At 59.7% G+C, this 25,623-nt stretch carries 27 protein-coding genes; 22 read left to right on the top strand and 5 right to left on the bottom strand.

What is annotated here, in order from left to right:
* Positions 1 to 63: 63 nt before the first annotated feature.
* Together D0N36_RS07580 and D0N36_RS07575 are read right to left on the bottom strand one after the other, a co-directional pair.
* Positions 64 to 639, bottom strand: a complete 576-nt coding sequence (locus tag D0N36_RS07580) for a hypothetical protein (protein ID WP_147320784.1) — start codon at positions 637 to 639, stop codon at positions 64 to 66.
* 3 nt (positions 640 to 642) lie between these two features.
* Complete coding sequence (locus tag D0N36_RS07575) at positions 643 to 1,185, bottom strand: hypothetical protein (RefSeq protein ID WP_116940795.1); 543 nt, start codon at positions 1,183 to 1,185, stop codon at positions 643 to 645.
* Between the two features lie 577 nt (positions 1,186 to 1,762).
* Between D0N36_RS07575 and D0N36_RS07570 the strand changes: the two genes are divergently transcribed.
* From D0N36_RS07570 to D0N36_RS07535, 8 genes are all read left to right on the top strand, one after another.
* Positions 1,763 to 6,160, top strand: a complete 4,398-nt coding sequence (locus D0N36_RS07570; protein ID WP_190242568.1) for a T9SS type A sorting domain-containing protein — start codon at positions 1,763 to 1,765, stop codon at positions 6,158 to 6,160.
* 126 nt (positions 6,161 to 6,286) lie between these two features.
* A complete protein-coding gene (locus D0N36_RS07565) occupies positions 6,287 to 6,895 on the top strand; it encodes a HupE/UreJ family protein (protein WP_116940834.1) in 609 nt (202 codons plus the stop codon).
* Positions 6,896 to 7,082: 187 nt separating this feature from the next.
* Positions 7,083 to 9,446 (top strand): M1 family metallopeptidase, encoded by a 2,364-nt coding sequence (locus D0N36_RS07560; RefSeq protein ID WP_116940793.1) that lies wholly within the window; start codon positions 7,083 to 7,085, stop codon positions 9,444 to 9,446.
* Positions 9,447 to 9,540: 94 nt separating this feature from the next.
* Positions 9,541 to 9,777, top strand: coding sequence for a DUF433 domain-containing protein (locus D0N36_RS07555; RefSeq protein ID WP_116940792.1), 237 nt, complete (start codon positions 9,541 to 9,543; stop codon positions 9,775 to 9,777).
* The gene (locus D0N36_RS20250) at positions 9,777 to 10,070 is read left to right on the top strand and encodes a DUF5615 family PIN-like protein (RefSeq protein ID WP_116940791.1); all 294 of its coding nucleotides are present in this window, start codon (positions 9,777 to 9,779) and stop codon (positions 10,068 to 10,070) included. The genes D0N36_RS07555 and D0N36_RS20250 overlap by 1 nt, the downstream gene beginning before the upstream one ends.
* A gap of 86 nt (positions 10,071 to 10,156) precedes the next feature.
* The gene (locus tag D0N36_RS07545; RefSeq protein ID WP_116940790.1) at positions 10,157 to 10,531 is read left to right on the top strand and encodes a PH domain-containing protein; all 375 of its coding nucleotides are present in this window, start codon (positions 10,157 to 10,159) and stop codon (positions 10,529 to 10,531) included.
* Positions 10,532 to 10,630: 99 nt separating this feature from the next.
* Entirely contained in the window at positions 10,631 to 10,999 is a 369-nt protein-coding gene (locus D0N36_RS07540; RefSeq protein WP_147320782.1) for a beta/alpha barrel domain-containing protein, read from the top strand.
* Entirely contained in the window at positions 10,942 to 11,280 is a 339-nt protein-coding gene (locus D0N36_RS07535; RefSeq protein ID WP_190242566.1) for a beta/alpha barrel domain-containing protein, read from the top strand. Before D0N36_RS07540 ends, D0N36_RS07535 begins: the two co-directional genes overlap by 58 nt.
* Before the next feature lie 72 nt (positions 11,281 to 11,352).
* Here the strand turns inward: D0N36_RS07535 and D0N36_RS07530 are convergent, their stop codons facing one another.
* Together D0N36_RS07530 and D0N36_RS07525 are read right to left on the bottom strand one after the other, a co-directional pair.
* Positions 11,353 to 12,735, bottom strand: coding sequence for an NAD(P)/FAD-dependent oxidoreductase (locus D0N36_RS07530; protein WP_116940787.1), 1,383 nt, complete (start codon positions 12,733 to 12,735; stop codon positions 11,353 to 11,355).
* 237 nt (positions 12,736 to 12,972) lie between these two features.
* Complete coding sequence (locus D0N36_RS07525; RefSeq protein ID WP_190242565.1) at positions 12,973 to 13,653, bottom strand: carboxypeptidase-like regulatory domain-containing protein; 681 nt, start codon at positions 13,651 to 13,653, stop codon at positions 12,973 to 12,975.
* A gap of 127 nt (positions 13,654 to 13,780) precedes the next feature.
* Between D0N36_RS07525 and D0N36_RS07520 the strand changes: the two genes are divergently transcribed.
* From D0N36_RS07520 to D0N36_RS07505, 4 genes are all read left to right on the top strand, one after another.
* Entirely contained in the window at positions 13,781 to 14,167 is a 387-nt protein-coding gene (locus D0N36_RS07520) for an ArsR/SmtB family transcription factor (protein WP_116940833.1), read from the top strand.
* A gap of 100 nt (positions 14,168 to 14,267) precedes the next feature.
* Positions 14,268 to 14,594 (top strand): (2Fe-2S) ferredoxin domain-containing protein, encoded by a 327-nt coding sequence (locus tag D0N36_RS07515; RefSeq protein WP_116940785.1) that lies wholly within the window; start codon positions 14,268 to 14,270, stop codon positions 14,592 to 14,594.
* Position 14,595: 1 nt separating this feature from the next.
* Positions 14,596 to 15,273, top strand: a complete 678-nt coding sequence (locus D0N36_RS07510; protein WP_116940784.1) for a hypothetical protein — start codon at positions 14,596 to 14,598, stop codon at positions 15,271 to 15,273.
* A gap of 18 nt (positions 15,274 to 15,291) precedes the next feature.
* Entirely contained in the window at positions 15,292 to 15,990 is a 699-nt protein-coding gene (locus D0N36_RS07505) for a YjjG family noncanonical pyrimidine nucleotidase (protein ID WP_116940783.1), read from the top strand.
* Between the two features lie 3 nt (positions 15,991 to 15,993).
* Here D0N36_RS07505 and D0N36_RS07500 read toward each other — a convergent pair whose 3' ends face one another.
* Positions 15,994 to 16,704 carry an SIMPL domain-containing protein gene (locus D0N36_RS07500; RefSeq protein ID WP_116940782.1) on the bottom strand — a complete coding sequence of 237 codons (711 nt, stop codon included), beginning with the start codon at positions 16,702 to 16,704 and terminating at the stop codon, positions 15,994 to 15,996.
* Between the two features lie 84 nt (positions 16,705 to 16,788).
* On the opposite strand from D0N36_RS07500, the gene D0N36_RS07495 reads away from it, so the two are divergent.
* The 10 genes from D0N36_RS07495 (at position 16,789) to nuoF (ending at position 25,573) form a co-directional block, all read left to right on the top strand.
* Positions 16,789 to 17,337 carry a nucleoside/nucleotide kinase family protein gene (locus tag D0N36_RS07495; protein ID WP_116940781.1) on the top strand — a complete coding sequence of 183 codons (549 nt, stop codon included), beginning with the start codon at positions 16,789 to 16,791 and terminating at the stop codon, positions 17,335 to 17,337.
* Positions 17,338 to 17,462: 125 nt separating this feature from the next.
* The gene (locus D0N36_RS07490; RefSeq protein ID WP_116940780.1) at positions 17,463 to 18,140 is read left to right on the top strand and encodes an SOS response-associated peptidase; all 678 of its coding nucleotides are present in this window, start codon (positions 17,463 to 17,465) and stop codon (positions 18,138 to 18,140) included.
* Between the two features lie 175 nt (positions 18,141 to 18,315).
* Entirely contained in the window at positions 18,316 to 19,980 is a 1,665-nt protein-coding gene (gene pruA, locus D0N36_RS07485; protein WP_116940779.1) for an L-glutamate gamma-semialdehyde dehydrogenase, read from the top strand.
* A gap of 226 nt (positions 19,981 to 20,206) precedes the next feature.
* Positions 20,207 to 20,599: an NADH-quinone oxidoreductase subunit A gene (locus D0N36_RS07480; RefSeq protein ID WP_116940778.1), complete on the top strand. Its 393-nt coding sequence runs from the start codon at positions 20,207 to 20,209 to the stop codon at positions 20,597 to 20,599.
* A gap of 76 nt (positions 20,600 to 20,675) precedes the next feature.
* Positions 20,676 to 21,230 carry an NADH-quinone oxidoreductase subunit B gene (locus D0N36_RS07475; protein WP_116940777.1) on the top strand — a complete coding sequence of 185 codons (555 nt, stop codon included), beginning with the start codon at positions 20,676 to 20,678 and terminating at the stop codon, positions 21,228 to 21,230.
* 94 nt (positions 21,231 to 21,324) lie between these two features.
* Positions 21,325 to 21,888, top strand: coding sequence for an NADH-quinone oxidoreductase subunit C (locus D0N36_RS07470; RefSeq protein ID WP_190242564.1), 564 nt, complete (start codon positions 21,325 to 21,327; stop codon positions 21,886 to 21,888).
* Between the two features lie 104 nt (positions 21,889 to 21,992).
* Positions 21,993 to 23,261, top strand: coding sequence for an NADH dehydrogenase (quinone) subunit D (locus tag D0N36_RS07465; RefSeq protein ID WP_116940776.1), 1,269 nt, complete (start codon positions 21,993 to 21,995; stop codon positions 23,259 to 23,261).
* 19 nt (positions 23,262 to 23,280) lie between these two features.
* Entirely contained in the window at positions 23,281 to 23,850 is a 570-nt protein-coding gene (locus D0N36_RS07460) for an NADH-quinone oxidoreductase subunit NuoE family protein (RefSeq protein WP_116940775.1), read from the top strand.
* 12 nt (positions 23,851 to 23,862) lie between these two features.
* On the top strand, positions 23,863 to 24,219 hold the full coding sequence (locus D0N36_RS07455; RefSeq protein WP_116940774.1) for a hypothetical protein: 357 nt from the start codon (positions 23,863 to 23,865) through the stop codon (positions 24,217 to 24,219).
* A 13-nt stretch (positions 24,220 to 24,232) separates the two neighbouring features.
* The gene (gene nuoF, locus D0N36_RS07450) at positions 24,233 to 25,573 is read left to right on the top strand and encodes an NADH-quinone oxidoreductase subunit NuoF (protein ID WP_116940773.1); all 1,341 of its coding nucleotides are present in this window, start codon (positions 24,233 to 24,235) and stop codon (positions 25,571 to 25,573) included.
* Positions 25,574 to 25,623 lie beyond the last annotated feature (50 nt).

Here is a 25,623-nt window from a genome sequence, read left to right as displayed (position 1 = left end):
CAAAGTAATCTATTAGTTATACAAAACGCCGCTGGTGGCCAAAGCAACCGTCAACTCCGGCGCTTACGGGCGCACAAGTTGCTCGCGCTCCATCTGCTGGCGCAGGGCCTCGCGGATGTAGGCTGCTTCGGCAAAATGGCTGTTATTTAGCTGGCTGCGATACTTGGCCGGAATAGGCTGGCCGGCGGCATACGCCCTATCGACAGAAAGCAAATGGCCTTTGTTGAACTTGGTGGCGTGGGCAATGAAGCCGGCTACCGTACCGGCCAGAACAGCAATGCCCAGCGGCGGCGAAATGGCCTCGTCCGCCACGTTGGTCTGGCCGTAGCGGTCGGTTGAGGAAAGTGGAAGGGCGAGCGACAGGCCCGCAATCAATGGCACAGCGTAGAGCCAGCCGGCATAACGGCGCTTCCGAAACAGGCTCAGTAGCGCCCCGGTAGAATCGGCCACACCGGCGCGGAGCGCGTAGCGGGGCAAATACCAGCCGTTGAAAACCAGCACGGCGCCCGAGTCGGGGGCGGCGGCAGCCAACGCGGCCGGAGCCGGCTCGGGGGCGGGCATGTTTCGGGCAGGAATACTTTGGGCGGAGCTAAAGTGGCTCCAGCCCGCCAGTACCAGCAGCAACAGAAAAAAACGCATGATTTAGCGGGTTGGAACGGCCTGAACGGGCACGTAGGGCATAATGGATTGGTTGAAAAAGCGGTGTTTCAGCTTGCGGCGCAGCGGGGCCGGCAGGTATTGGCCGGCCGCGTAGCCGGCCAATACCTGTTCGAGCTTGCGGTTGCTGAACACGGCCAGCTTGGTAGCCCCGTAACCCACGAATGGGGCCGCGGCCAGCAACGCCCCGCCCAGGCCCGGGCCCGGGCCCGGGCCTTCCTGCTGCACGGCGTAGGGGCCGCGGCCCAGCGTGTGCCCGCTGGCAGTGGCAATCCGGGTGGCGGCCAGCGCACTACTGAGGATCCAGCTGGCCCCGCCGGCCTGCCGCTTGCCGTAGAAGAGGTTGATGATGGCCTGGGCCGTATCGTTGTGCAGATACCGACTGCGCAGCTTCTGTTTGAAATTCGCATCGTCTGGGCTGTGGAAATCCTGGGCCGTGGCAGTCAGGCAACCGAGACTTAGCAGGAGTCCTAAACTGAGTAAGCGAAACAGCGCAGAGTTAAGAAGGATAGTAAAAAACCGGCGCAATATAGGACTTATCCTCATAGCCCGGGCCTTCTAAATGTTCTATTATGGCTGGTGTATCAGAGTAGCTGTGCTGTGCGCAGGACCAGCCACGGCGCATCTCTTCCGCGCCATGGCTGGCGGCCCCTTCGGTTGGGGGTGATTGGGGTACCGACCGGGGCGGTAACGCGGCATAACGCCCACGTGGCCGGCAGCAACGGGCGCCGGCAGGACAACGGGTTACAGCGGTTAACTGGCCTTTACAGCTGGTTTCAATAGTTTGGCGACGAAGCTGACCGGAGTAATTTCAGTAGGGTCAAAAAAAATACCTGATCAATCCAGAATCTACGCTTGTCGAACACATTATAATCCGGATATTGGGCAATCTTACGCTACTATTAATACAACTTATGCCTAGTTAACTCGGTGTAATTCAATAGCTACCCACTACTCCGTCTCTCCCCACAAATCAACCTGGCCACAAACGGCTCCACCACAGATGCCCGTCATCTGCCGGGCGGCGCTGCGTGGGTCGGCCATAGCTTACCGGCTGCCAGTTGGCCGCCGGCTGTTTTTCTTTTCCACTTTCTTATTTATCCACATGACAGAAACCTTACTTACCACGGTGGCGACCACAACCAGCCGGCTCCTGACGGGCTGGCGGCCGGCGCTGCTACTGACGCTGGGCCTGCTACCGGCCCTGACTACCACGGCCCAGCAGCGGCCGCTGCTGAAAACAGTTGAGTTGGCTACCCGCGCCACGCGGCTGGCCGCAGCTACGCCCCAGCCAGCAACGCCTCCCACCACGCCACGCGCTACCCGGCGTGGCGTGCTAGCCGCCGTTTCCTCTACCGCCACGGGCGGTAATTGGAGCGACCCCGCCTCTTGGGTCGGCGGCGCGGTGCCAACGGCAACCGATGACGTAACCATTGTGGGTGGTGCTACTGTAACGCTCGACGTGGCGGCCAGTGCGGCCTCGCTCACGGTGGCAGCCGGTGGCTCGCTGCTTAACTCCGCCACCACAGGCTACAGCCTGGCAGTGGGCGGCAGCGTAACCAACAACGGCACCCTCGACTTGAGCGCCACGCCCGTTATCGGTTCCGACCTGCGCTTTGTTGGGGCGGGCAATGCCACGCTCGGCGGCAGCGGCACGACCGACCTGCAGACTCTTACCCTAGCCAAAGCAGCGCAGGCCGATGTGGTGGAGATGAACCTGCCGACGCTGTCGGTGAAGGGCAGCGCAAGCAGCAACGACGGTTTCCTGCTCACGCGCACTACGGGTGCCACGCCCGCTGATGACATGACCGGCACGCTGAAGATTTCGGGCTCGGCCACCATCAGCAATAAGGTATTTGGCAACGCGGCATCTTATGCTATTCCGGCTACGGGAGGTTTCTGGCTGAACAACCCGAACTTCACAGTAGTTGCCCAAAACGGTACGGCTACCACCAACGGTCTGGTTCGCCTCTCTGCTGGCACCTACAATGTGGGCACGGCGGCCGGCAACTCGCTGTTGCTGAGCACTGGCTCGGTCCTGACGGTTGAGGGCGGCACGCTGACTTCGGCCGGCCGAGTTACGTCCTATACTTCGAGCACTGTTTTCTTTGCCACTACTTTCACGCTCAGCGGCGGTACTATCAACGTGGCCAATGTGGGCAATGCGGGTGGTGCTCCTTCCTTCGGCATCAACGGTAGCAGCGTTGTGTCGGGCGGCACCATCAACCTGGTGCAGCGCAGCACGGCAACTACACCGCTCGACTACAACGTAGCGGGTTCTTATAATTTCTCGGGCGGCACGGTGAATGTGGGCACGGCGGCAACGGCGACCAACTTCGATTTCCGCATCCGGGGTGTTTTCCCTAACCTGACGATTGACAACACGACCAATCCAAAATCGGCAGTGTTGCAGTCTCGTGCAGATGTACTCGGTTCAATCCTCATCAGCAGTGAGGCCGGCCTGAACCTCAATGGTCAGACGTTACTGGCTTACGGCTCTTCCCTGACCAACAACGGCACCCTAACGGCCTCGGCTACTAACAGCAACCTCTACTTTGCGGGCAGTGCCCCGCAGACCCTGACTGGTACGGGTACATTCACGCCCCTCCGCACCCTGACGGTGGATAACAATGGGGGCGGCGTTACGCTGAACGTACCCGTCGTGGCTTACCGCGTGAACATGTTCACTGGTAACCTCAATGGCACAACCAACCTGACAGTAGGAGACGCATCACCGATCTTCTTTGTGATTCAGATAGGGGTAGGTAGCAATCCAGGCCCCAGCGGTTCCTTCACCTCAGCTCCTACGTTCAACATTGGCAATGGGGCCCTGCAGTTGACTTACGCACCGGAAACGACTAACCGTACTACGGGCTTTGAGATTCCAGCCAACCGTTTGGTAGATGTGGTAAACATTGCCAACCCGGCAGGTGTAACCCTGTCCGGGGGCAACCTGTTGATTCCAGGCGTTTCCAATGCTTCCCTGCTTCTTACCAATGGCGTTCTAACAACTTCGGCAGCTAACCGGGTGATTATCGGACCATTCGCACCGGTTATTCCAACCGGGTCGGCCACGAGCTACGTGAACGGTCCGTTGGGCATCATCGTGAACAGTGCCACGCCCGCAAGACGTGTTTTTGCCGTGGGCGACGCTGCCGGCTGGCGGCCGGTAGTGGTAACTGGTATTACGACTGCTACCGACCAGCTGTTTACGGCTACGGTTGTAAAGGCTACCACGGGCGGTATGCTTTCGGGCGGACTTTCGGGCCTGAACCCCACGCGCTACGTGCGCCTCGAAAACTCGGCCGCCCTGCCGGCCACGGCACGCGTGCAGCTCAGCTACGGCGCAGATGACGTGCTCGGTGACCCCGCCACGGCCGTTGTGGCCCAGGCGGCTACGGCCAGCGGCAGCTACGCCAGCCTTGGCGGCGCGGCCATTGCCACTCCAACTACCGGTATCGTTTCGACCCAGGACCTCACACCTGGCAACGATTTCTTCGCGCTGGCCAACACTGAGGGCGGTACACTGGCCTCGTCGGTAGCCGTTGTGTGCGCCGACTCGAACACCGGCACGCTCACGCTGACCGGCAATACCGGCACCGTAACGGGTTACGAGGCTAACACCGGCAGCGGCTTTGCAGCCGTAGCCGGCACCAACACCGGCTCGACGTACACCTTCACCAACCTGACCGTTACGACCACCTTCCGGGCGGTACTCACGACGGCTGATGGCCGCACGGTGTACTCGGCTCCGGTAACGGTAACCGTGAACCCGGCCACCACGGCCACGTTCACGTACGCCGCCGCCACATTCTGCCAGAGCGGCACCAACCCTACGCCCACTATCACGGGTACGGCCGGCGGTACGTTCAGCAGCACTACGGGCCTGGCAATTGATGCCGCCACCGGCGCCATCAACCTGACGGCCAGCACGACCGGCACTTACGTGGTAACCTACAGCGTAGGCGGCCCCTGCCCCTCGTCGGCTACGTTTAGCGTAACCATTACTGCTCCGGCCACGGCTGGCTTCAGCTACGCCAGCGCCACTTACTGCAGCTCGACCACCGGCACCGTAATGCCTACTCTGGCGACGGGCGCTACGGCCGGCACCTTCTCAAGCACCGCAGGTCTGAGCATTGACGCTACCACCGGCGCCATTACGCCCGGCACCAGCACCGCTGGTACGTATGTGGTAACGAACACGGTAGCCGCCAGCGGCGCCTGCGCCGCCGTTACGGCTACGTTTAGCGTAACCATTACTGCTCCGGCTACGGCTGGCTTCAGCTACGCCAGTGCTTCGCTCTGCACTTCGGCCACTGGCACGGTAACCCCGGTTCTGATGGCTGGCGCCACGGCTGGCACGTTCAGCAGCACCACGGGCCTGAGCATTGACGCTACCACCGGCGCTATTACGCCCGGCACCAGCACCGCTGGTACGTATGTGGTAACGAATACCGTAGCGGCTTCCGGCGGCTGCGCAGCGGCCACGGCCACGTTCAGCGTAACCATCACGGCCCCGGCTACCGCCGGCTTCAGCTACGCGGCTACCAGCTTCTGCACCTCGGCTACCGGCACCGTAACGCCTACTCTGGCTTCGGGCGCTTCAGCTGGCACGTTCAGCAGCACCACGGGTCTGACAATTGACGCTGCCGGCGCCATCACGCCCGGCACGAGCACGCCCGGCACGTATGTGGTAACCAACACCATAGCCGCCTCGGGTAGCTGCGCCACGGTTACGGCCACGTTCAGCGTAACCATTACTGCTCCGGCCACCGCCGGCTTCAGCTACGCCAGCGCCAGCTACTGCGTGGGCGCCACCAACCCTAGCCCGGTGCTGGCTACCGGCGCTTCGGCCGGCACGTTCAGCAGCACGACGGGTCTGGTTATCAGCGCTACCGGCGTTATCAACCTGACGACCAGCACGGCCGGTACCTACGTGGTAACCAACACTGTTGCCGCTATGGGGGCCTGTGCGGCGGTTACGGCTACGTTCAGCGTCACCATCAACGCTCGCCCGGCCCAGCCGACGGTTACGGTGCAGTACAACGGCCCCGTTACCACGCTCACCAGCAGCGCGGCCACCGGCAACCAGTGGTTGCTGAACGGTACTGCCATTGCCGGCGCTACCAACCCAACCTACGTGGTGAACTCGGCGGCTCAGCTGGGCTCTTACACCGTAACGACGACCAACGCGACCGGCTGCACCTCGCTGCCTTCGGCCCCGCTCGTCATCACGTCGAGCAGCCAGCCGCTGGCCGGCTCTTCGCTGCAGCTCTACCCCAACCCTACCACCGACGGCCTGCTGACGGTGAAATTGGGTGGCTACAGCAAAGCTGTTGAGCTGAGCGTGTACAACGCCGTGGGCCAGCTGGTGCGCACCCTTTCGGTGCCCGCCGGCCGCCTGGAGCAGCCGCTCGATTTGAGCCAGCTGCCCAATGGCGTGTATGTACTGAAAGCCCGCACCGAAGGCGGCCTCGATGTACGTCGTATTGTGAAGCAATAGCCGGAACCGTTTTCCAGCTAGAGTAAGGAGCCTGCCGACATCTGTCGGCAGGCTCCTTTTTTTTAGCGCCAAGCTATGTCGGGCTGGGTTTCGCATATTTGCCCGCTCATTGCTCCCGGTGCCCGCATGTCCGTTTTTACTACCTACCTCCAGCTCGGCTTCTTCCACATCTTCAACCTGCGGGCCTACGACCACCTGGTTTTCCTGCTGGCCCTATGCGCGCCCTACGTGCTGCGCGACTGGCGGCGGGTGGTGGTGCTGGTCACGAGCTTCACGGTGGGTCACTCGCTCACGCTGGCCCTGGCCACACTCGACGTGGTAGGCTACTCGCCCCAGCTGATTGAGCGGCTGATTCCGGTCACCATTATCCTCACCAGCCTACTGAACCTGGCCCGCGCCGGCCGCGCCGCACTACGCCGCGACGATGCGGCCGCTGCTACTGCCAACGGGCCGCTGCTGCTGGCGGTGCCCAACCTGCTGGCCGTGGGCTTCGGCCTGATTCATGGGCTGGGCTTTTCGAGCTACCTACGCGAACTGCTGGGTCAGCAGCGCCGGCCGGTGCTGGAGCTGTTCAGCTTCAATGTGGGCGTCGAGTTGGGCCAACTGCTGATTGTGGGGCTGATTCTGGCGCTGGGCTACGGCCTTATCCGGGGGCTGGGCGTGGCCCGGCGCGACTGGCTGCTGGTGAGCAGCGGCGCGGCGCTGGGCATTGCGCTGGTGCTGTTGATTGGGTGAAAAAGTCAATGGCGCTGTAGGGGCGGGGCTTGCCCCCGCCCCTACAGCGCCATTGAACGGTGCAAATAGGTTTCGTTCAACGGCGGGCGGGGGCAAGCCCTGCCCCTACAGCGTTGTAAAAACCCTTTACCATTCATCTAACCCAAAAACTCCCTAACTTTCTCCCTCAAACCCCCACCTGCTTTTTATGCTGAAACCTACGCTACTGGCCGCCGGGCTGGCGGTGCTGCTGGCCCTGCCCTCGGCCGCGCAGAACACCAACTCCGGGACCGATAAATTTGCCCAGCTCGAAACGCTGCTGCCCACGCCCAATGCCTACCGCACAGCCTCGGGCGCGCCCGGCACCGACTACTGGCAGCAGCGCGCCGACTACAACATCCGCGTGCGGCTCGACGACGAGAAGCAGTCCATTACCGGCGACGAGGACATCACCTACACCAACCTCTCGCCCGACGTGCTCACCTACCTCTGGGTGCAGCTCGACCAGAACATCCTCGACAAAAACTCCATCACTACGTCTACCCAAGTCGGCGAAATCCAGCCCCGGATGCCCTTCCAGGCGATGGACTACCTGCAGCGCGACGGGTTTGACGGCGGTTTCAAGATTGGTGAGGTGAAGTTGAAGGGCGGTAAAGCCCTGCCCTACGTCATCAACCACACCATGATGCGGGTGGATTTGCCCACGCCGCTGCGGCCCAAGCAGGCTGTTACGTTCAGCATCAGCTGGCGCTACAACATCAACGACCAGCTCAAAATCAATCAGCGCAGCGGCTACGAGTTTTTCCCCGAGGATAAGAACTACCTCTACGAAATTGCGCAGTTCTACCCCCGCATGGCGGTGTACTCCGACAACCAGGGCTGGCAGCACAAGCAGTTTCTGGGCAACGGCGAGTTCGCCCTGCCCTTTGGCGACTACCGGGTGAGCATCACGGCTCCCGCTGACCATGTAGTAGGCTCGACCGGCGTGCTGCAGAATCCCAACGACGTGCTGACCAGCGCCCAGCGCCAGCGGCTGGTGCAGGCCCAGGGGGCCAAAAGCCCGGTCCTGATTGTGTCGCCGCAGGAGGCGGAGAAGGCCGAGCAGACCCGCGCCAAAGGCACCAAAACCTGGACCTACGCCGCTAAGGACGTTCGCGACTTCGCCTGGGCCTCGTCGCGCAAGTTTATCTGGGATGCCATGGGCATCAAGCAGGGCGGCAAAAACGTCATGTGCATGAGCTACTACCCCAAGGAGGGCAACCCGCTCTGGGGCAAGTATTCGACCGAAGTAATAGCCCACACCATCAAGGTATATTCCAAGTACACCATCCCCTACGAGTACCCGGTGGCCATTTCGGTGCACGGGCCGGTGGGTGGCATGGAGTACCCGATGCTGAGCTTCAATGGCGGCCGCCCCGAGAAGGACGGCACCTACTCGGCCGACCGGAAATACGGGATGATTTCGGTGATTATCCACGAGGTGGGTCATAACTTCTTTCCGATGATTGTGAACTCGGATGAGCGGCAGTGGACCTGGATGGATGAGGGCCTGAACTCGTTCGTGCAGTATCTGGCCGAGCAGGAGTGGGAGCGGGACTATCCCTCGCGCCGCGGCGACGCAGCCCAGATTGTACCCTACATGCGGACCGATAAGAGCCTGCAAACCCCGATTATGACCAACTCGGAGTCGGTACTGCAGTTCGGCAACAATGCCTACGGCAAGCCCGCCATCGGCCTCAACATCCTGCGCGAGACGATTATGGGCCGCGAGCTGTTCGACTACGCCTTCAAGGAATACGCGCGCCGCTGGGCCTACAAGCACCCCACGCCCGCCGACTTCTTCCGCACGATGGAAGACGCCTCGGCCGTGGACCTCGACTGGTTCTGGCGCGGTTGGTTCTACACCACCGACCGCACCGACCTGGCCATTGCCGGCGTGAAGCAGTACAACATCAACTCGCAGAACCCGGACGTTGAAAACGCCCGCCAGCGTGAGCTGAAGGACAAAGCGCCCCGCACCATCTCGCAGCAGCGCAACCAGACGGCCATTACCAAAACGCTGGTTGACGAGAAGCCGGAGCTTAAGGACTTTTACAACCAGTACGACCCGCTGGCCGCCACACCCGCCGACCAGCAGCGCTACCAGCAGCTGCTTAAAACCCTCAGCCCCGAGCAGCAGCAGCGCCTGGGCAGCGGCCTGAACGTGTACGAGGTGAGCCTCAAAAACCTGGGCGGCCTCACGATGCCCGTCATCATGCAGCTCACTTACGCCGACGGCCAGAAGGAAATTCAGCAGATTCCGGCCGAAATCTGGCGCAAGAACAACGCCGAGGTCAGCAAGGTATTCGTGACCGAGAAGCCGGTAGCCAGCTTCGTAATCGACCCCTACCAGCAGACCGCCGACACCGACCTGAGCAACAACGCCTGGCCCCAGCAGGCCGCGCCTTCGCGCTTCGAGCTGTACGAGTACCAGCAGCGCGCGGCCCCGAACCCCATGCAGCAGTCGGCACTGCAGCAGAAGGAGCAGAAGCCGCTGACCACCCCGGCATCGACGGGCGGCGGCACGGATTAATCGTTTAGCCAGATGAAGGCAGAAGAGCCGGGCTACTTAGTAGTCCGGCTCTTTTCGTAACTTCCCTATTCACCAGCCCGCCCCCCATCCGATTATGAACTGGCGCGAACGAATCCACTCCGACCCGGCCGTGTTGCTGGGCAAACCCGTTATCAAAGGCACCCGCATTGCCGTGGAATTACTACTGAGCCGGCTGGCTGATGGCTGGTCGGAGGCAACTATCTTGGAAAGCTACCCCAATATTACCAGCCAGGATTTACAGGCCGTATTCGCCTATGTCTACGAGGTGCAGGAGCATGCCCGCTATCTGGCCGTCCCTCAATCTGCCTGATGGGGTTTTTGGCCGATGATAACTTTCCCTACCCGAGTGTTCGGTTTTTGCGAGCTGCCGGACTGGATGTGTATTCCATTCAGGAGTCAGCGGCCAGCGTAGCAGATACGGAGGTAATGGCCTTGGCTGGTCAATTGAATCGGACCATCCTCACTTTCGACCGGGACTATGGCGAGTTAATCTACCGTTTCAACCATCGTCCGCCGGCGGTGTCATCTACTTCCGATGGGAGACCTACCACCCCGAAGACCCGGGCCGGTTTATTCTCCATCTGCTGCAAACCCCGGACCTAACATTGCGCAACACGTTTCTCGTAGTTATGCCTAACAATCAGCTACGCAGCAGCACGTATTAACATTCTTTTCCTCAACCACTACTCATGGGACTTCTCGACGGCCTGCTGGGCAATGCTTCCGAAACCGACACGCATGCCATTCAGCTGGAGCTGAGCCAACTGCTGGCCCCAGGCGAGCAGGTATGCAAATCCTACATTGTTATCCGCGACCTGCTGGTGTTCACCACCAAACGCTTGGTGCTGATTGACAAGCAGGGCGTAACGGGCAAGAAACGCGAATACCTAAGCGTGCCCTACCGCAGCATCGAGCGGTACAGCACTGAAACTACCGGCCATTTCGAACTCGATGCGGACCTGAAAATCTGGGTGCGTGGCATGGCCGAGCCCATCACCAAGAGCTTCCGCGGCGACCAGATTATCTACGACGTGAGCCGCACCCTGAGCGAGTATGCGCTCTAGCAGTGAAGTGGCAAGTTTGATGTTTTGGGGGCTTGATTGCGCCGTTCGCGCCGCCGGAACGTAAACCTCCCATCTCACCTGATCACTATCTCACCGCTTATGGCTTCGTTTTCTTCGGCCCACATGTTGGCCCAGGCCCGGCAGCACCCACTGATTCCGGTTTTCTACCACGCTTCCGAGGAGTATGCCCGCACGGTGCTGGCGGCCGGCTACGCGGCCGGGGTTCGGCTGTTCGAGTTTACCAACCGTGGAGAGGACGCGCCCGCCATTTTTGCCCGGCTCCAGCGCTTCGTCGAGGCCGAATACCCCGATCTACTGCTGGGGGCCGGCACCATCTACACCCCCGAACATGCCGGCCGCTTCATTGAGGCCGCGCCGACTTCATCATCCAGCCCATCACCAGCCCCGAAGTGGCCGCCATCTGCCGCAGCCACGACCTGGCCTGGCTGCCCGGCGCCCAAACCCTGAACGAGGTGTACGCGGCCCACCAACTGGGCGCCACGCTGGTCAAGCTCTACCCTTCGGCCTACCTCACGCCCGCCTACCTGGCCATTCTGCGCGGTCCGTTACCCCACGTCCCCCTTATGGCCACCGGCGGCATCCAGCCAACGGTGGAAACCATGGCCGAGTGGCAGACGGCCGGGGCTACCTGCGTGGGCCTCGATGCCCGCCTGCTCGACACCACCGAACCCGCCAAGCTTACGGCGCAACTACAGGAGCTGCTGGCGGCGCTACGGCCGGCGCAATAGTCGAATTTGCCTCCATAACAAAGCTCTATCCAACTGGATAGAGGCCTTTGTTATGGAGGCAACTAGTAGCTATTAGCCGCCCACCACCGGGGCCTCGGGCGACGGGACGGGCGGAATGTAAGTAGCGGTGGCAGCCTTGTGTTCGGCCGCTCTCACGCCTGTCACTTCATCGAAATCGTGGCGTTTGAAGGGGCGGATGATGAGGCGCAGGGCCTTGTCGGAGCTGAAGTAGCTGATGGCCCAGCTGATGAGCGTGACGGCCTTGTTGCGGAAGCCCACCAGCGTCATCAAATGCACAAACAGCCAGGTTAGCCAGCCCATGAAGCCGCTGAAATGCAGGTCGCCAGGCAAATCGACTACGGCCCGGTTACGGCCCACAATGGCCATGCTGCCCTTATTGGTGTACTTGAATGGTTGCAGAGTTTCGCCCTGGAGCAGCCGCCCGAGGTTGGTGGCCAGCTGCTCGGCCTGCTGAATGGCCACCGGCGCCAGCATGGGGTAGCCGCGGGGCATTTCGGTGGTTTCCATGTTGGCCACGTCGCCGATGGCGTACACGTTGCGCAGGCCCAACACCCGGTTCTGGGTATCCACGCCCACGCGCTTGTTGCGGGCCACTACGTTTTCGGGGAGGCCGTCGAGGGCCGCCCCGTTCACGCCGGCCGCCCAGATCAGGTTCTGGGTACGAATGAATTCGGTGTCGGAGTAATAAACCCGGCCGTTTTCGTAGCGCTGGGCGTGGGTGTTGAGGCGCAAGTGAATCCCCATATCTTCGAGGTAGTGCTTGGCCTGCACCTGCGACTCCTTGCTCATCGGTCCCAGCACTTCGGCGCCCGCCTCAATGAGGTAGATTTCCATCTGCTTGAGGTCGAGCTCGGGGTAGTCTTTGGGCAGCACGTCTTTGCGCATCTCGGCCAGCGAGCCGCATATTTCGACGCCTGTGGGGCCACCGCCCACTACTACCACGTTCATCAAGGCCTGGCGCTGGGCCGGATCTTCGGTCAGGATGGCCTGCTCGAAGTTCTGGAACAGGTAGCTACGCAGGTTCAGGGCGTTGGGCACACTCTTGATCTGCATAGCATTCTGCTCGATGCTGTCGAGCCCGAAGAAGTTGGTAAGCGAGCCGGTAGCCAACACCAGATGGTCGAAGCTGATTTCTCCGATATTGGTTTCCACCACATTGCGCGCCGGATCTACCCGCTCTACATCGGCCATGCGGAAGAAAAAGTTGGGCTGGCCGGCAAAAATCTTCCGAATCGGGTAGGCGATGCTGTCGGCTTCGAGGGCGCCGGTAGCCACCTGATAGAGCAGGGGCTGGAAGTTATGATAGTTATTACGGTCGATGACAACCACCTGCACCGGCAGATCTGCCAGATCTTTGGCCAACCGAAGCCCGGCAAAGCCGCACCCAATAATAACGATGCGGGGCTGGGTGGTTTGCGGCAGGTTGGTATCCATAAACAGGAAAATGCGTGAGGTCAAACACTTCCTTTACCCGGAAATGCCCCGCAGGGTTATAGTTGGGAGGTGATGAGGCCGTGTCATGCTGAGCGGAGTCGCAGCATCTCTACCGCAGTAGTAGTAGTACCGACGACAGGATTACTATGGCGGTAGAGATGCTGCGACTCCGGCTGCGCACACTGGCTCAATTCGCCACATGCTCCGCATGACCCGTCTTTTTCCCACCATCCCACCTTAATAATCCACGCCTTCCTTCTTCTTGAACTCGCCGGCTTTCACCTGTTTGATGAGCTGCAGCCAGCTGAAAGGGTTGAGCAGCGGGTTGTTGGTAGCCGGCGTGGCACCGAAGCCCATGCGGCGCTGCTGGTCCTGCTGCTGGGCCTGCATGGTTTGGCGGTAATTGCCCATACTGGTAACGGGCAGCGTGTTGAACATGCGGCGCATGGTTTGCTCATTAAGCTTTTCGGCAGCCGAGCGGTCGTTTTCCGAGGGCGTCTTCATTGCCAGAAAAGCTTCCTTGAAGGCCCGTTCGGTGGCGTAGGGGAAAATGCGGACCTCGGGCAGAATTGTGGCATCTTCCTGCAGCTGCACAATCACCGAGTAGCTCAGGCGCGGGTAGGTTTCGGGCACGATGACGTATTGGTTGCGGTAGCCCAGGCTACGAATCACGATGCTGTCGCCGGCCAGTACGGGCAGCGAGAAGTAGCCGTACTCGTTGCTGGTGGTGCCGCGGCCCGCTTTGGGCACGAAGATGGCCGCGCCGGGCACACCCAGCAGCGAGTCGCCGGAGGCCACAATGCCAGTGAACTGCACTACCGGCCGCTGGCCCTGGGCTTGCACCGCGCCGGGCGCCAACAGCAGGCCCAGGGCCAGCAGCAGCACCGTTAGCAAAAAAGAAACTCGAACCGAAATCACAACGGGCAGATAAGTCATTAGGAATACCAAAGATACGGCACTTTCGGGGGCTGCTGGCGGGTTTGGCTTAAATTCGGGCCGGCGCCGGGGTTCGGTTGCCGCCCTTGTCTCCCGCTTTCGCCTAAAGATGCGCCTCAAACACTTTACCGTTGCATTTGGCCAGCAAGTATTCCGAGCGTTGGCCGATGAGAGCCGGGTGCGCATCCTGCATTTGCTGTGGCGCAACCAGGAGATGTGCATCTCCGACCTGGAACAGGTGCTCGACTTCTCCCAGACCAAAACCTCGCGCCAGCTGGCCCACCTGCGCAGCGCCGGCCTCGTCAGCTCCCGCCGCCTCGACAACTGGGTGTTCTACTTCATCAAAGACGAAGCCCTGGATTTATTGCGCCAGCTGCTCGGTTACATGGAGCGCGACGCCCAACTGACGCAGGACCAGAAAATCTATCAAACGCTGTGGTCGAACCGCGAGCTGGCCGCGTACAAGCTCCAGAACCGCCGCTGGCAAGGCTCGTAGTGCTGAGTAGTTGGAATTGAGTAGTGAGCTGGAAGTCCTATTCACTAATGTCTCCCTGGAATACCAACTACTCAATATCAACTTCTCAATAGGAACAAGCGTGAAATCAGTTGACAAAGTGGCCCGGCTGTTTGTATGCGTGGCCCAGAAGGACGAAATAGGCCGCGACGTGGCCAAGGCCCTCAAGCAGGAACTGAAAAGCCAGGGCTTGAAAACCCGGCTGCTAGACGGCGAGAAACATAAGGTGCGGGTGCAGACCTGCAACTGCCTCGATTTGTGCAAACACTGCAAAAAGGGTCCCGGCGCGGCCCTCATCATCTATCCCGAAGGCGTAGCTTACGGCGACGTGCGCCCTCGCGACGCCGCCGAAATCGTGCGCGAACATCTGGGTGAAGGCCGGGTTGTGAAACGGTTACAGCTCGGATAACATGTACTATACCGCTGGATATTACCTAGTTATTCCCAAGCACGAGCGTAGCACGGTCAATGGGCATACTTTCATTAGCCGGGTATGGTCGGTAAGCACATACATTAGTTATGTGTATCCTGGTATTTGGGGATTCAGTTGGGAGTACAGCAAAAGGCAGGTTCCCAAAAACTTGTCAATTTCCGAATCAGAACTAGACGAGTTACATACTTGGGTAGAAGAGCTGTTTGAGCAGAATAAATATGGTGCACCCGGATTTTTCTTTGACCGGAAAGATGCCTTAGCATTTCAGCAGCGCTTTATATCTGAGTTACCTCAGGTGCAGCTTCTGGGTATTTTTCTAAACGAATCTCACTACCCAGCGGCTATATCTCAGGTTATAACTCACACTGGTCCTGCTTGGCCAAACTTGGCGATGCTCCTGCAGCAACGAGTACCGGAACCTGAAGCTGGCCAGACAATTGGGTTTGACTTGTTGGGACTTTTCGATTTTGGTGGTTATGAGCCTTCCTCCTATCATATTTTGGAAGAAGAGTACCACGATTTATTTGGCATTAAGCTAAATGAGTACGGCTTATTCAATAATGAGAAAGACTGCCAATTAGCAACACCTCACACTGATGAAGCTGCCGACGAACCGGCTGTTTGGCTTCCTTTTAAAGTGAAGCTGTTCGTCTGATTTACTGATAATAGAAAAATGAAAACCTACCGCCACCTTTTCTTTGACCTCGACCACACGCTGTGGGACTTTGAAACCAACGCCGACCAAACCCTGCGCCATCTGTATGAGGAGCACGAGCTGAGCCGTTACGGCACCTTCACGGTCGAGGAATTTATCCGGGTGTATTCGGATATCAACCACGGGCTATGGCGGCTGTACCAGAACGGTAAAATCGGGCAGCAGCAGTTGCGGGCTACCCGGTTCCCGCGCACATTTAGCAAGTTGGGGCTCACGGAGGCCGATTCGCCAGCCGATATGTCGGAGCAGTTCACTGATATTCTACCCCTCAAATCGGCGGTGTTCCCGCATACCCACGAGGTACTGGACTACCTGCGCGACAAGGGCTACGTGCTGCACCTCATCACCAACGGCTTCCGCGACGTGCAGCACGTGAAGCTGCAGTCTTCCAACCTGACCGACTATTTCCAGGAGATAGTAACCTCGGAGTGCTGCGGCCACCTCAAGCCCGATACGCGCATTTTTGAGCACGCCCTGGAGCGCTCCGGCGCCATTGCCGCCGAAAGCCTGATGGTGGGCGACAACCTGGAGTGCGACGTGCTGGGGGCCTACAACGCCGGCCTCGACCAAGTGTATTTCAACCCCGACAAGCGCCGCCACTTCAACCAGGTGACCTACGAAATCAGTTGCCTGAGTGAGTTGAAGGGCTTTTTGTAGGCGCTATTCCAATGCTACCTTGGTCTGTACCTGGCCGCTAAAAGTCATCAGTTCGGGGGTTAAGCTGAAGCTACGGCCACCCATGCTTTTGCCATAGAGCTCCATGTCTACCGGGCCGCTCCAACCGGATTCCGACCTGCTACTGCTGCCCATTTCGGCAACCTGCAGTACCGGGCCGCGCTTCTGGCCCAACTCCACGCAGAGCTTATCGGCTGCTTTCAGCGAGTTGCGGAGGGCAATCAGGTTAGCCTGCTGCTGGAGGCTATCGGCTTGGGTATGCGAGTACGAGAGACGCTTGATTCGGCTGATGCGGGTGGCCAGCAGCTTCTCCATAAATGCTTCGAGCCGCGTAAGATCCTGGAGCTGTACCGTGAGCGACTGGGTAGCCTGGAAGCCGTCAAAAACCTGCTTATCGTTGCGGTAGGTATATTCTTTGTTGGTCGAAACGAAGCTGGTGCGAATATCCTGCTTGGTGCGCACAAACGGCTGGATGGTGGCCATCACGTCGTTGATAACCGCTTGTACTTCGGCTACCGATTCTTTCAGGCGGGGCTTAGTGAAGGATACCTCCACCGTTATTTCGGCTTGGTCGGGGTAGGACTTAACCTCGCCCACGCCCGCTACTTCAAGGTGCGGCCGCTGGTCATTGGGCACCGGCGAAGGAGCCGCGCAACCGGCCAATAGCAAGGCACTTAGTGGAAGAAATAACCGCATAGGATAGTAAGTAGAGTTAACTGCGGAGAAGCCCGGCAGCAGCGTCTAACGTACTCAAATAAGCCGATAGTATACCTTTACCACATGATTAAACTCATCGGTTTTTCGGGCCGCCGAGGTAGCGGCAAAGATACTATTGCGCGGCTCATGCAGCAGCTGCAGCCGGAGCGCAAGTGGCATATCCGCTCGGTGGGCGAACCCATAAAGGCCGTGTGCGCGGCGCTGGCCGGCGAGGGCACGGCGCCCTACTTTTCGCAACCTGGCAAGGCCGAAATGCTGCCCTCTTTCGGGCGCACCCGGGGCGAGATGCTCCAGCAGGTGGGCCTGGCGCTGCGCCTCTGGGAGCCCGATATCTGGGTTCAGGCGTTCTTCTCGAAGCTGCCTACCGACCAGTTTACGCTCATTCCCGACGTGCGCTTTCCCAACGAGGCCGACCTTATCCGCCGCCGCGGCGGCCTGATGCTGCGCGTGGAAGGCGACCCGCTGCACCAGCGCGGCGACGGTACCCGCGACGACGCTCACCCCAGCGAAACCGCCCTCGACGACTACCCCCACTTCGATGCCGTGCTGCACAACACCGGCTCCAAAACTGACCTGGAACGGCAGGTTCGGGAGCTGCTGGCGCGGGTGTGAGTCAGTTGCCAGTTGCTAGGCTATTCAGTAGGTGAGTGGCAACTAGCAACTCAACTCAGCAGTTGATAACACCATTCCGTCCCGGCGCGTAAAACGGAGCCTCACGTTTTACCTTCCCTTCGATTATGTGCGGACGCTACTCCCTGATTTCTCCTGCCGGCTTGATGAAGGAGCGGTTTGGCGCTGATATAGCCGACGACTTCGCCCCGACTTACAACGCTGCGCCTTCCCAGCATCTGCCCGTGATTACCAATGCTGCGCCCGAGCAGGTGCGGCTAATGCAGTGGGGACTGGTGCCGGCCTGGGTGAAAGACCGCACCAGCGGCCCCCAGCCCATCAATGCCCGCGCCGAGACGCTGGCCGAAAAGCCTTCGTTCCGGCAGCCGCTCCAGCGCCGGCGCTGCTTGGTGCTGGCCGACAGCTTCTATGAGTGGCAGCAGAAGGAAGCCCACGGCCTGCCGCCCAAAACGCCCCACCGCATCCTGCTCACATCGGGCCAGCCCTACGCCTTTGCCGGCCTCTGGGACGAGTGGCTCGACCGCGCCACCGGCGAAATCCTGCCCACGTTCACCATCGTCACCACCGAGCCCAACGCCCTGATGCAGCCTTTGCACCACCGGATGCCGGTGATTTTGCAGGGCCCTGAGGCGGAGCAGGCTTGGCTGAGCGATGATGTTTCGGCAGTCGACCACCAAGCGCTACTGCAGCCTTACCCAACCGAGTTGATGCGCGAGTACGTCATCAGCAAGCTGGTGAACTCCCCGGTCCATAACGAGCCGGCCGTGCTGGAGCCGGCAGGTTGAGTCTGAAACCGCCTGTCATCCTGAGCTTGCGAAGGACCTATGGAGAAGCTGCTATCAAGAGTCAGCCTCTGCCTAGGTCCTTTGCTCCGCTCAGGATGACAAGCGGTTTACGCACTAACCCCAGAGCCTTACCTTTACACTCTATTCACCCATTCACTTAAAACTCCTCCGTTCTATGGCCAACGCCTTTTTTAACGTTCCGCTGCCGATTAACGAGCCTGTAAAGGGCTACGCGCCCGATTCGCCCGAGCGGATTGAGTTGCTCAAGACGCTCAAGGAGTTCAAGCAGCAGGAGCGCGATATTGCCATGCACATTGGCGGGCAGGAGGTACGCACGGGCAAGCTTGTGCGCATGAGCCCGCCCCATGACCATAAGCACACCCTCGGCCATTTCCACCGCGGCGACGCCTCGCACGTACAGCAGGCCATTGATGCCGCGCTGGCCGCCCGCACCGAGTGGGCTGAATTGCCTTGGGAGCAGCGGGCCGCCATCTTCCTGAAGGCCGCCGACCTGCTTGCCGGTCCCTACCGCGCCCGTCTCAACGCGGCCACCATGCTGGGCCAGAGCAAAAACGCCTTCCAGGCCGAAATTGACGCCGCCTGCGAGTTTATCGACTTCCTGCGCTTCAACGTGCATTACATGAGCGAGCTGTACAAGCAGCAGCCCGCCTCGTCGCCCGGCATGTGGAACCGCCTGGAGCACCGCCCGCTCGAAGGCTTCATTTTCGCCCTCACGCCCTTCAACTTCACGGCCATTGCCGGCAACCTGCCCACCTCGGCGGCCATGCTCGGCAACGTCATCGTCTGGAAGCCCGCCGACACCCAGATTTACTCGGCCCAGGTGCTGATGGAGCTGTTCAAGGAAGCCGGCGTGCCCGACGGCGTCATCAACCTGGTGTACGTGGACGGCCCGACGGCCGGCAACGTTATTTTCCAGCACCCCGACTTCGCGGGCATCCACTTCACGGGCTCCACCGGCGTGTTCCAGCACATCTGGAAAACGATTGGCGAGAACATCAGCAAGTACAAAACCTACCCGCGCATTGTGGGCGAAACCGGCGGCAAAGACTTCATCGTGGCCCACAAATCGGCCAAAGCGAAGGCGGTGGCCGTGGGTATTTCGCGTGGTGCATTTGAGTATCAGGGCCAGAAGTGCTCGGCCGCTTCGCGGGTGTACCTGCCTTCGAACCTGGCCGACGAAATCCTGGGTTACGTGAAGGAAGACCTCGCCTCGTTCAAAATGGGCGACGTGGAGGACCTCTCCAACTTCATCAACGCCGTTATCGACGAGAAGTCGTTTGATAAGCTGGCCAAGTACCTCGACACCGCCAAAGCCGACAGCAGCGTGGAAATCATAGCCGGCGGCGGCTACGACAAGTCGAAGGGTTACTTCATCGAGCCCACCGTCATCGTAACCAAGGACCCCAAGTACGTAACGATGTGCGAGGAGCTGTTCGGGCCGGTGGTAACGGTGTATGTATACGAGGCCGATAAGTTCGAGGAAACCCTGGAGGTAGTCGACCAGACTTCGCCCTACGCCCTCACCGGCGCCATTTTCGCGCAGGACCGCTACGCCATCGACCTGGCCACGCGCAAGCTGGTGCAGGCCGCCGGCAACTTCTACATCAACGACAAGCCCACTGGTGCCGTGGTGGGCCAGCAGCCTTTCGGAGGCGCCCGCGCTTCCGGCACCAACGACAAGGCCGGCTCCATCCTCAACCTGCTCCGTTGGGTGTCGCCGCGCACCATCAAGGAAACCTTCGTACCCGTGGTGGACTACCGCTACCCGTTTTTGGGAGCCGCCCCGGCCGAAGATCTGAACCGTGACAAAGGCATCTAGCACGAAGCGTTGCTTCTCAGTATGAATTGAAAACGCCGCCCTGGACTTCCAGGGCGGCCGTTTTGGCGTCATTCCAGCGCTATCACCTGTTGTCAGCAGTATGCTTGGATTGGTATAAATACCGGCCATCGGCAGCCCTGCCCGCTTTCATCTTTGTTCCCAACTGCGAAGGGCCTACCTTTGCCTCCCATGCCGTTGAAAACCGGCCTTTTTACCCGTTGCTGCCATGCTGCTCGCTGTTCCCGTTCAATACCAGCCCCAGGATTTTCTGCCCATCATCGTCCAGTTCGTGCTGGCTATAGCCTTCGTGGCCTTCGCCATGATTGTCTCGCACTTGGTGGGGCCGCGCCGCAAGAGCGTGGTGAAGGATGAGGCCTTCGAGTGCGGCATCGAATCGGTGGGTAACGCCCGCACCCCGATTTCGGTGAAATACTTCCTCACGGCCATCCTGTTCGTGCTTTTCGACGTCGAGGTTATCTTCATGTACCCTTGGGCCGTGAACTTCCGGGAGTTGGGCACTACGGGCTTTTTGCAGATGCTGGTGTTCCTGACGCTGCTGATGGCTGGCTTCGTGTACGTTATTAAAAAGGGCGTTCTGGACTGGAACGAAAGCCGTTAGGCCAAACTTTTGCCCACCGCCAGGTGTTGGCCCTAAGTGGAATTAGTCCACTTTTTCTACTCTGACTTTCTTGCTCATGGATACCCGAGTTCCCGAAATAAAAACCGTGGATGCGCCCGACGGCCTAGAAGGCGCGGGCTTCTTCGCCACCTCGCTGGAAAAAGTGGTGGGCATGGCCCGTGCCAACTCGCTCTGGCCCCTGCCCTTCGCTACTTCCTGCTGCGGCATCGAATTCATGGCGACCATGGGTTCCCGCTACGATATCTCGCGCTTTGGCTCCGAGCGGCCTTCCTTCTCGCCCCGGCAGGCCGATTTGCTGATGGTGATGGGCACGATTGCCAAGAAAATGGCTCCTATCGTCAAGCAGGTGTACGAGCAGATGGCCGAACCTCGCTGGGTGCTGGCCATGGGCGCCTGCGCCTCCTCGGGCGGCATTTTCGACACCTACTCGGTGCTCCAAGGTATCGACCGTATTATTCCGGTCGACGTGTACGTGCCCGGCTGTCCGCCCCGCCCCGAGCAGGTAATCGACGGCCTGATGCGCGTCCAGGACTTGGCCCGCAACGAATCTATCCGCCGCCGCAACTCGCCCGAATATCAGGCCCTGCTGGCATCGTACAACATTAAGTAAGCTGTTTTTAGAGCTTAGATGTTAGAGCATAGGACTTAGATTGTTCTGGTTTCTCGATATCTAAGCTCTAATATCTAAGCTCTAAGCTCTACCAATGGCTGACCAGAACGAATCTATCCCGGCGCAGGAACAGGCCGCCGCCAAGGACCCGGCCGCGCAACAGAACGCGCAACTGCTGGACCTGCTGCACCGCTTGTTCGGCGAGGCAGCCTTCACCGATGTGGAGGAGTCCTACGGCCTGCTGACGGCGACCACGACCCGGGAGCAGATTCACGGCATTATTGCGGGCCTGCAGAAGGACCAGGAGTTGCAGCTCAACTTCCTGACCACCATGTGCGGCATCCACTGGCCCGAGCAGGAAGGCCGCGAACTGGGCATCGTGTATCACCTGCACAGCCTCACGCGCAACATTCGGCTGCGGCTGAAAATCTTCTTCCCCATCGCCGACCCGGTGGCCCCTACCCTGACCGACCTGTACTCGTGTGCCAACTGGATGGAGCGCGAGGCCTTCGATTTCTATGGCATCATCTTCCCCGGCCACCCCAATCTGATGCGCATCCTCAACGTGGAGGACATGGACTACCATCCGATGCGCAAGGAGTACGCTCTCGAAGACGGTACCCGCGAAGACAAAACCGACCTGTTCTTTGGCCGGTAGGCTTTAGTGCCTAGTGCTTGGTTGATAGTGCTTAGAAAATGACACTCTCAATCAAACGAATTCAATAACTAAGCACAAAGCACTACCAACTAAGCACTATCAACATGGCAGTAAACGACACGCTGGAAGGCACCCATAAGATAATCGAGTCGGCGCGGGAGCAGCAACCCCACCTGAACCCGCTGGCCCCGACCGTCAACGACTTCAACCAGGAGCTGACGACCCTTAACCTGGGCCCGACGCACCCGGCCACGCACGGTATTTTCCAGAATATCCTGCAAATGGATGGCGAGCGGATTATTTCCGGTGTGCCCACCATCGGCTATATCCACCGCGCCTTCGAGAAAATTGCCGAGCGCCGGCCCTTCTACCAGATTACGACCCTCACCGACCGGATGAACTATTGTTCGTCACCCATCAACAACATGGGCTGGCACATGACGGTGGAGAAGCTGCTCGGCGTGGAAGTTCCCAAGCGCGCCCAGTACATCCGGGTGATTCTGATGGAGCTGGCCCGCATCACTGACCACCTCATTTGCAACGGCATTCTGGGCGTGGATACGGGTGCTTTCACCGGCTTCCTGTATTTGATGGACGAGCGGGAGAAGGTGTACGAGATTTATGAGGAAGTAAGCGGCGCCCGCCTCACCACCAACATGGGCCGCGTGGGCGGCATGGAGCGCGACTTCTCCGACATTGCCATTACCAAGCTCCGCGCCTGGCTGAAGTCCTTCCCGACCGTGATGCGCGAGTTCGAAGCGATGTTCAACCGCAACCGCATCTTCATGGATCGGATTGTGGACGTAGGAGCCATTTCGGCCGAGCGCGCCCTCAATTACGGTTTCACCGGCCCCAACCTGCGGGCTGCCGGCGTCGACTACGACGTGCGGGTGATGAACCCCTACTCCAGCTACCAGGATTTCGATTTCGAGATTCCGGTGGGCACTAAGGGCGACACCTACGACCGGTTCATGGTGCGCAATGAGGAAATCTGGCAGAGTCTGCGCATTATCGAGCAGGCCCTGGAGAACCTGCCCGCCGGCCCCTACCACGCCGATGCGCCCCATTTCTACCTGCCCCCTAAGCAGGCCGTGTACCAGAACATGGAGGCTCTCATCTATCACTTCAAGATTGTGATGGGCGAGATTGATGCGCCCGTGGGCGAAGTCTACCACTCGGTGGAAGGCGGCAACGGCGAGCTGGGCTTCTACCTAGTTTCCGATGGGGGTCGCACGCCTTACCGCCTGCACTTCCGCCGCCCCTGCTTCATCTACTACCAGGCCTACACCGAAATGGTAGTCGGCCAGACCCTCTCCGACGCCATCGTGACGCTGAGCTCGATGAACGTAATTGCCGGGGAGCTCGACGCGTAGTTTTTCTGAATTGACTGTTATGGAATCGACTGCCCTCAAGCCGCAATTTTCCGAAGCCGCGAAGGCCGAGATTGAGCGCATCTGTAAGCAATACCCCGACGACCGCCGCAAGTCGGCCATGCTGCCGGTGCTGCACATTGCCCAGGCCGAATTTGGTGGCTGGGTAAGTCCCGAAGTGCAGGACTTGGTAGCTGACGTGCTGGGCATCAAACCGATTGAAGTGTACGAGGTGTCGTCATTCTACACCATGTTCAACCTCAAGCCGGTGGGCAAGCACGTGCTGGAAATCTGCCGTACGGGCCCCTGCATGCTGCGCGGCTCCGACGAGCTGACGGCCCACTTGGAGCGTATCACGGGTGCCAAAGTAGGCGGTCCGGCTTCCGAAGACGGTCTGTTTACGCTCAAGGAAGTGGAGTGCCTGGCCGCCTGCGGCTTCGCCCCCATCGTGCAGGTGCGCGAGCAGTACTACGAGCAGCTTGACACGCCCGAAGCCGTGGATGCGATGCTCGCCGAGCTGCGCAACCAGGTGCATCGCCCCGCCCTGCCCTGGGAGGAAAACGGCCTCCCGAACGCGCTGGCCAACAACTAACAGAATGCTGCCATGGACGACCGGAATAAAGACCTACCCCTGATTGTCTCGGAAATTCTCATTGAGATGCACGAGATGAAGGAGACGCTCAACCGCGTTGCGACTGTCGTAACCAAGCAGCAGGAGCACATGAACTCTATATTCAATGTGCTCCTCGATGAGAACAAAAAGAATACGGCGTTCATGACTTCGATGATGACTGATGTCCGTCAAGAAAATGTTTCGCTTATCAACGAGGTTAGACGCGAAGGTGAAGAAGGTCGTCAGTTCATGACGTACTCCATTAACAAAGCACTAGGACAGCAGCAGCAGGTAAACGCAACCTTTGAGCAGCGCTTGACGCAATTGGAAGCTAAGTACAACGGCTAATCGCACGAACATCATGGGACGCAAACTGCTCACCGAACATATTAACGTTGAAGGCATTCACACGCTCGACGTGTACCGCAAACACGGCGGCTACCGCTCGGTGGAGAAGGCCCTCAAGACCATGACCCCCGATGAGGTAGTGGAGGAAGTCAAGAAGTCGGGCCTGCGAGGGCGCGGCGGTGCGGGCTTCCCTACCGGCCTGAAGTGGAGCTTTCTGGCCAAGCCGGAAGGTGTGCCGCGCTACCTCGTCTGCAACGCCGACGAGTCGGAGCCGGGCACCTTCAAGGACCGCCAGCTGATGTCGAAACTGCCCCATCTGCTGATTGAGGGCATGATTACGGGCTCGTACGCGCTGGGCGCGAACACCTCATACATCTACATCCGCGGCGAGTTACTTTACGTGCTGCGCATCCTCGAAAAAGCCATTGCGGAGGCCTACGCGGCCGGTTTCCTGGGCAAGAACATTCTGGGCTCAGGCTACGACCTCGACCTGTATGTGCATCCGGGTGGCGGCGCTTATATCTGCGGCGAGGAAACTGCTTTGCTCGAAAGCCTGGAGGGCAAGCGTGGTAATCCGCGTAACAAACCGCCATTCCCGGCAGTGCAGGGCCTTTACGCTCGTCCTACGGTAGTCAACAACGTTGAGTCGATTGCCGCGGTGCCGGTGATTGTGAACGAGGGTGGCGACGAATACGCCAAAATCGGCGTGGGCAAGAGCACTGGCACCAAGCTGTTCTCCGCCTGCGGCCACCTCAACAAGCCCGGCATCTACGAAATTGAGCTGGGTCTGCCCGTCGAGGAGTTCATCTACTCCGACGAATATTGCGGCGGCATCTGGAAAGGTCGCGACCTGAAGGCGGTAGTAGCAGGTGGCTCTTCGGTGCCGATTCTGCCCAAAGAGCTCATCCTCAAAACCGCGACTGGCGAAGACCGCCTGATGACCTACGAGTCGCTTAGCGACGGGGGCTTCGTTACGGGCACTATGCTCGGTTCGGGCGGCTTTATTGCCATGGACGAGACGACCAACATCGTGCGCAACACCTGGAATTTCAGCCGCTTCTACCATCATGAGTCGTGCGGGCAATGCTCCCCCTGCCGCGAGGGTACGGGCTGGCTCGAAAAGGTGCTGCACCGCCTCGTACATGGCCACGGCCAGATGCAGGACATCGACCTGCTGGTAAGCGTAGCCAAGCAGATTGAGGGCAACACCATCTGTCCGCTCGGCGAAGCCGCCGCGTGGCCCGTGGCTGCTGCCGTGCGCCACTTCCGCGACGAGTTCGAATGGCACGTAACGCACCCGCAGGAAGCCACCAAGCCCGGCGCAATATTTCCGGGCAAACTGGTAACGGCGTAACTTTACTTGTCATGCTGAGGGACGAAGCATCTTATCACCTTTGCGTTCTT

It is taken from the genome of Hymenobacter lapidiphilus (assembly GCF_003417065.2).
Classification (GTDB): domain Bacteria; phylum Bacteroidota; class Bacteroidia; order Cytophagales; family Hymenobacteraceae; genus Hymenobacter.
Note: the sequence above shows the minus strand (reverse complement) of the source record. Positions and strands in the feature narration are given on the sequence as shown.

Coding starts and splice junctions, on each gene's coding strand:
- D0N36_RS07580 (WP_147320784.1), bottom strand. CDS start 639: ATGCGTTTTTTTCTGTTGCTGCTGGTACTGGCGGGCTGGAGCCACTTT.
- D0N36_RS07570 (WP_190242568.1), top strand. CDS start 1,763: ATGACAGAAACCTTACTTACCACGGTGGCGACCACAACCAGCCGGCTC.
- D0N36_RS07565 (WP_116940834.1), top strand. CDS start 6,287: ATGTCCGTTTTTACTACCTACCTCCAGCTCGGCTTCTTCCACATCTTC.
- D0N36_RS07560 (WP_116940793.1), top strand. CDS start 7,083: ATGCTGAAACCTACGCTACTGGCCGCCGGGCTGGCGGTGCTGCTGGCC.
- D0N36_RS07555 (WP_116940792.1), top strand. CDS start 9,541: ATGAACTGGCGCGAACGAATCCACTCCGACCCGGCCGTGTTGCTGGGC.
- D0N36_RS20250 (WP_116940791.1), top strand. CDS start 9,777: ATGGGGTTTTTGGCCGATGATAACTTTCCCTACCCGAGTGTTCGGTTT.
- D0N36_RS07545 (WP_116940790.1), top strand. CDS start 10,157: ATGGGACTTCTCGACGGCCTGCTGGGCAATGCTTCCGAAACCGACACG.
- D0N36_RS07540 (WP_147320782.1), top strand. CDS start 10,631: ATGGCTTCGTTTTCTTCGGCCCACATGTTGGCCCAGGCCCGGCAGCAC.
- D0N36_RS07530 (WP_116940787.1), bottom strand. CDS start 12,735: ATGGATACCAACCTGCCGCAAACCACCCAGCCCCGCATCGTTATTATT.
- D0N36_RS07520 (WP_116940833.1), top strand. CDS start 13,781: ATGCGCCTCAAACACTTTACCGTTGCATTTGGCCAGCAAGTATTCCGA.
- D0N36_RS07510 (WP_116940784.1), top strand. CDS start 14,596: ATGTACTATACCGCTGGATATTACCTAGTTATTCCCAAGCACGAGCGT.
- D0N36_RS07505 (WP_116940783.1), top strand. CDS start 15,292: ATGAAAACCTACCGCCACCTTTTCTTTGACCTCGACCACACGCTGTGG.
- D0N36_RS07500 (WP_116940782.1), bottom strand. CDS start 16,704: ATGCGGTTATTTCTTCCACTAAGTGCCTTGCTATTGGCCGGTTGCGCG.
- D0N36_RS07495 (WP_116940781.1), top strand. CDS start 16,789: ATGATTAAACTCATCGGTTTTTCGGGCCGCCGAGGTAGCGGCAAAGAT.
- D0N36_RS07490 (WP_116940780.1), top strand. CDS start 17,463: ATGTGCGGACGCTACTCCCTGATTTCTCCTGCCGGCTTGATGAAGGAG.
- pruA (WP_116940779.1), top strand. CDS start 18,316: ATGGCCAACGCCTTTTTTAACGTTCCGCTGCCGATTAACGAGCCTGTA.
- D0N36_RS07480 (WP_116940778.1), top strand. CDS start 20,207: ATGCTGCTCGCTGTTCCCGTTCAATACCAGCCCCAGGATTTTCTGCCC.
- D0N36_RS07475 (WP_116940777.1), top strand. CDS start 20,676: ATGGATACCCGAGTTCCCGAAATAAAAACCGTGGATGCGCCCGACGGC.
- D0N36_RS07470 (WP_190242564.1), top strand. CDS start 21,325: ATGGCTGACCAGAACGAATCTATCCCGGCGCAGGAACAGGCCGCCGCC.
- D0N36_RS07465 (WP_116940776.1), top strand. CDS start 21,993: ATGGCAGTAAACGACACGCTGGAAGGCACCCATAAGATAATCGAGTCG.
- D0N36_RS07460 (WP_116940775.1), top strand. CDS start 23,281: ATGGAATCGACTGCCCTCAAGCCGCAATTTTCCGAAGCCGCGAAGGCC.
- D0N36_RS07455 (WP_116940774.1), top strand. CDS start 23,863: ATGGACGACCGGAATAAAGACCTACCCCTGATTGTCTCGGAAATTCTC.
- nuoF (WP_116940773.1), top strand. CDS start 24,233: ATGGGACGCAAACTGCTCACCGAACATATTAACGTTGAAGGCATTCAC.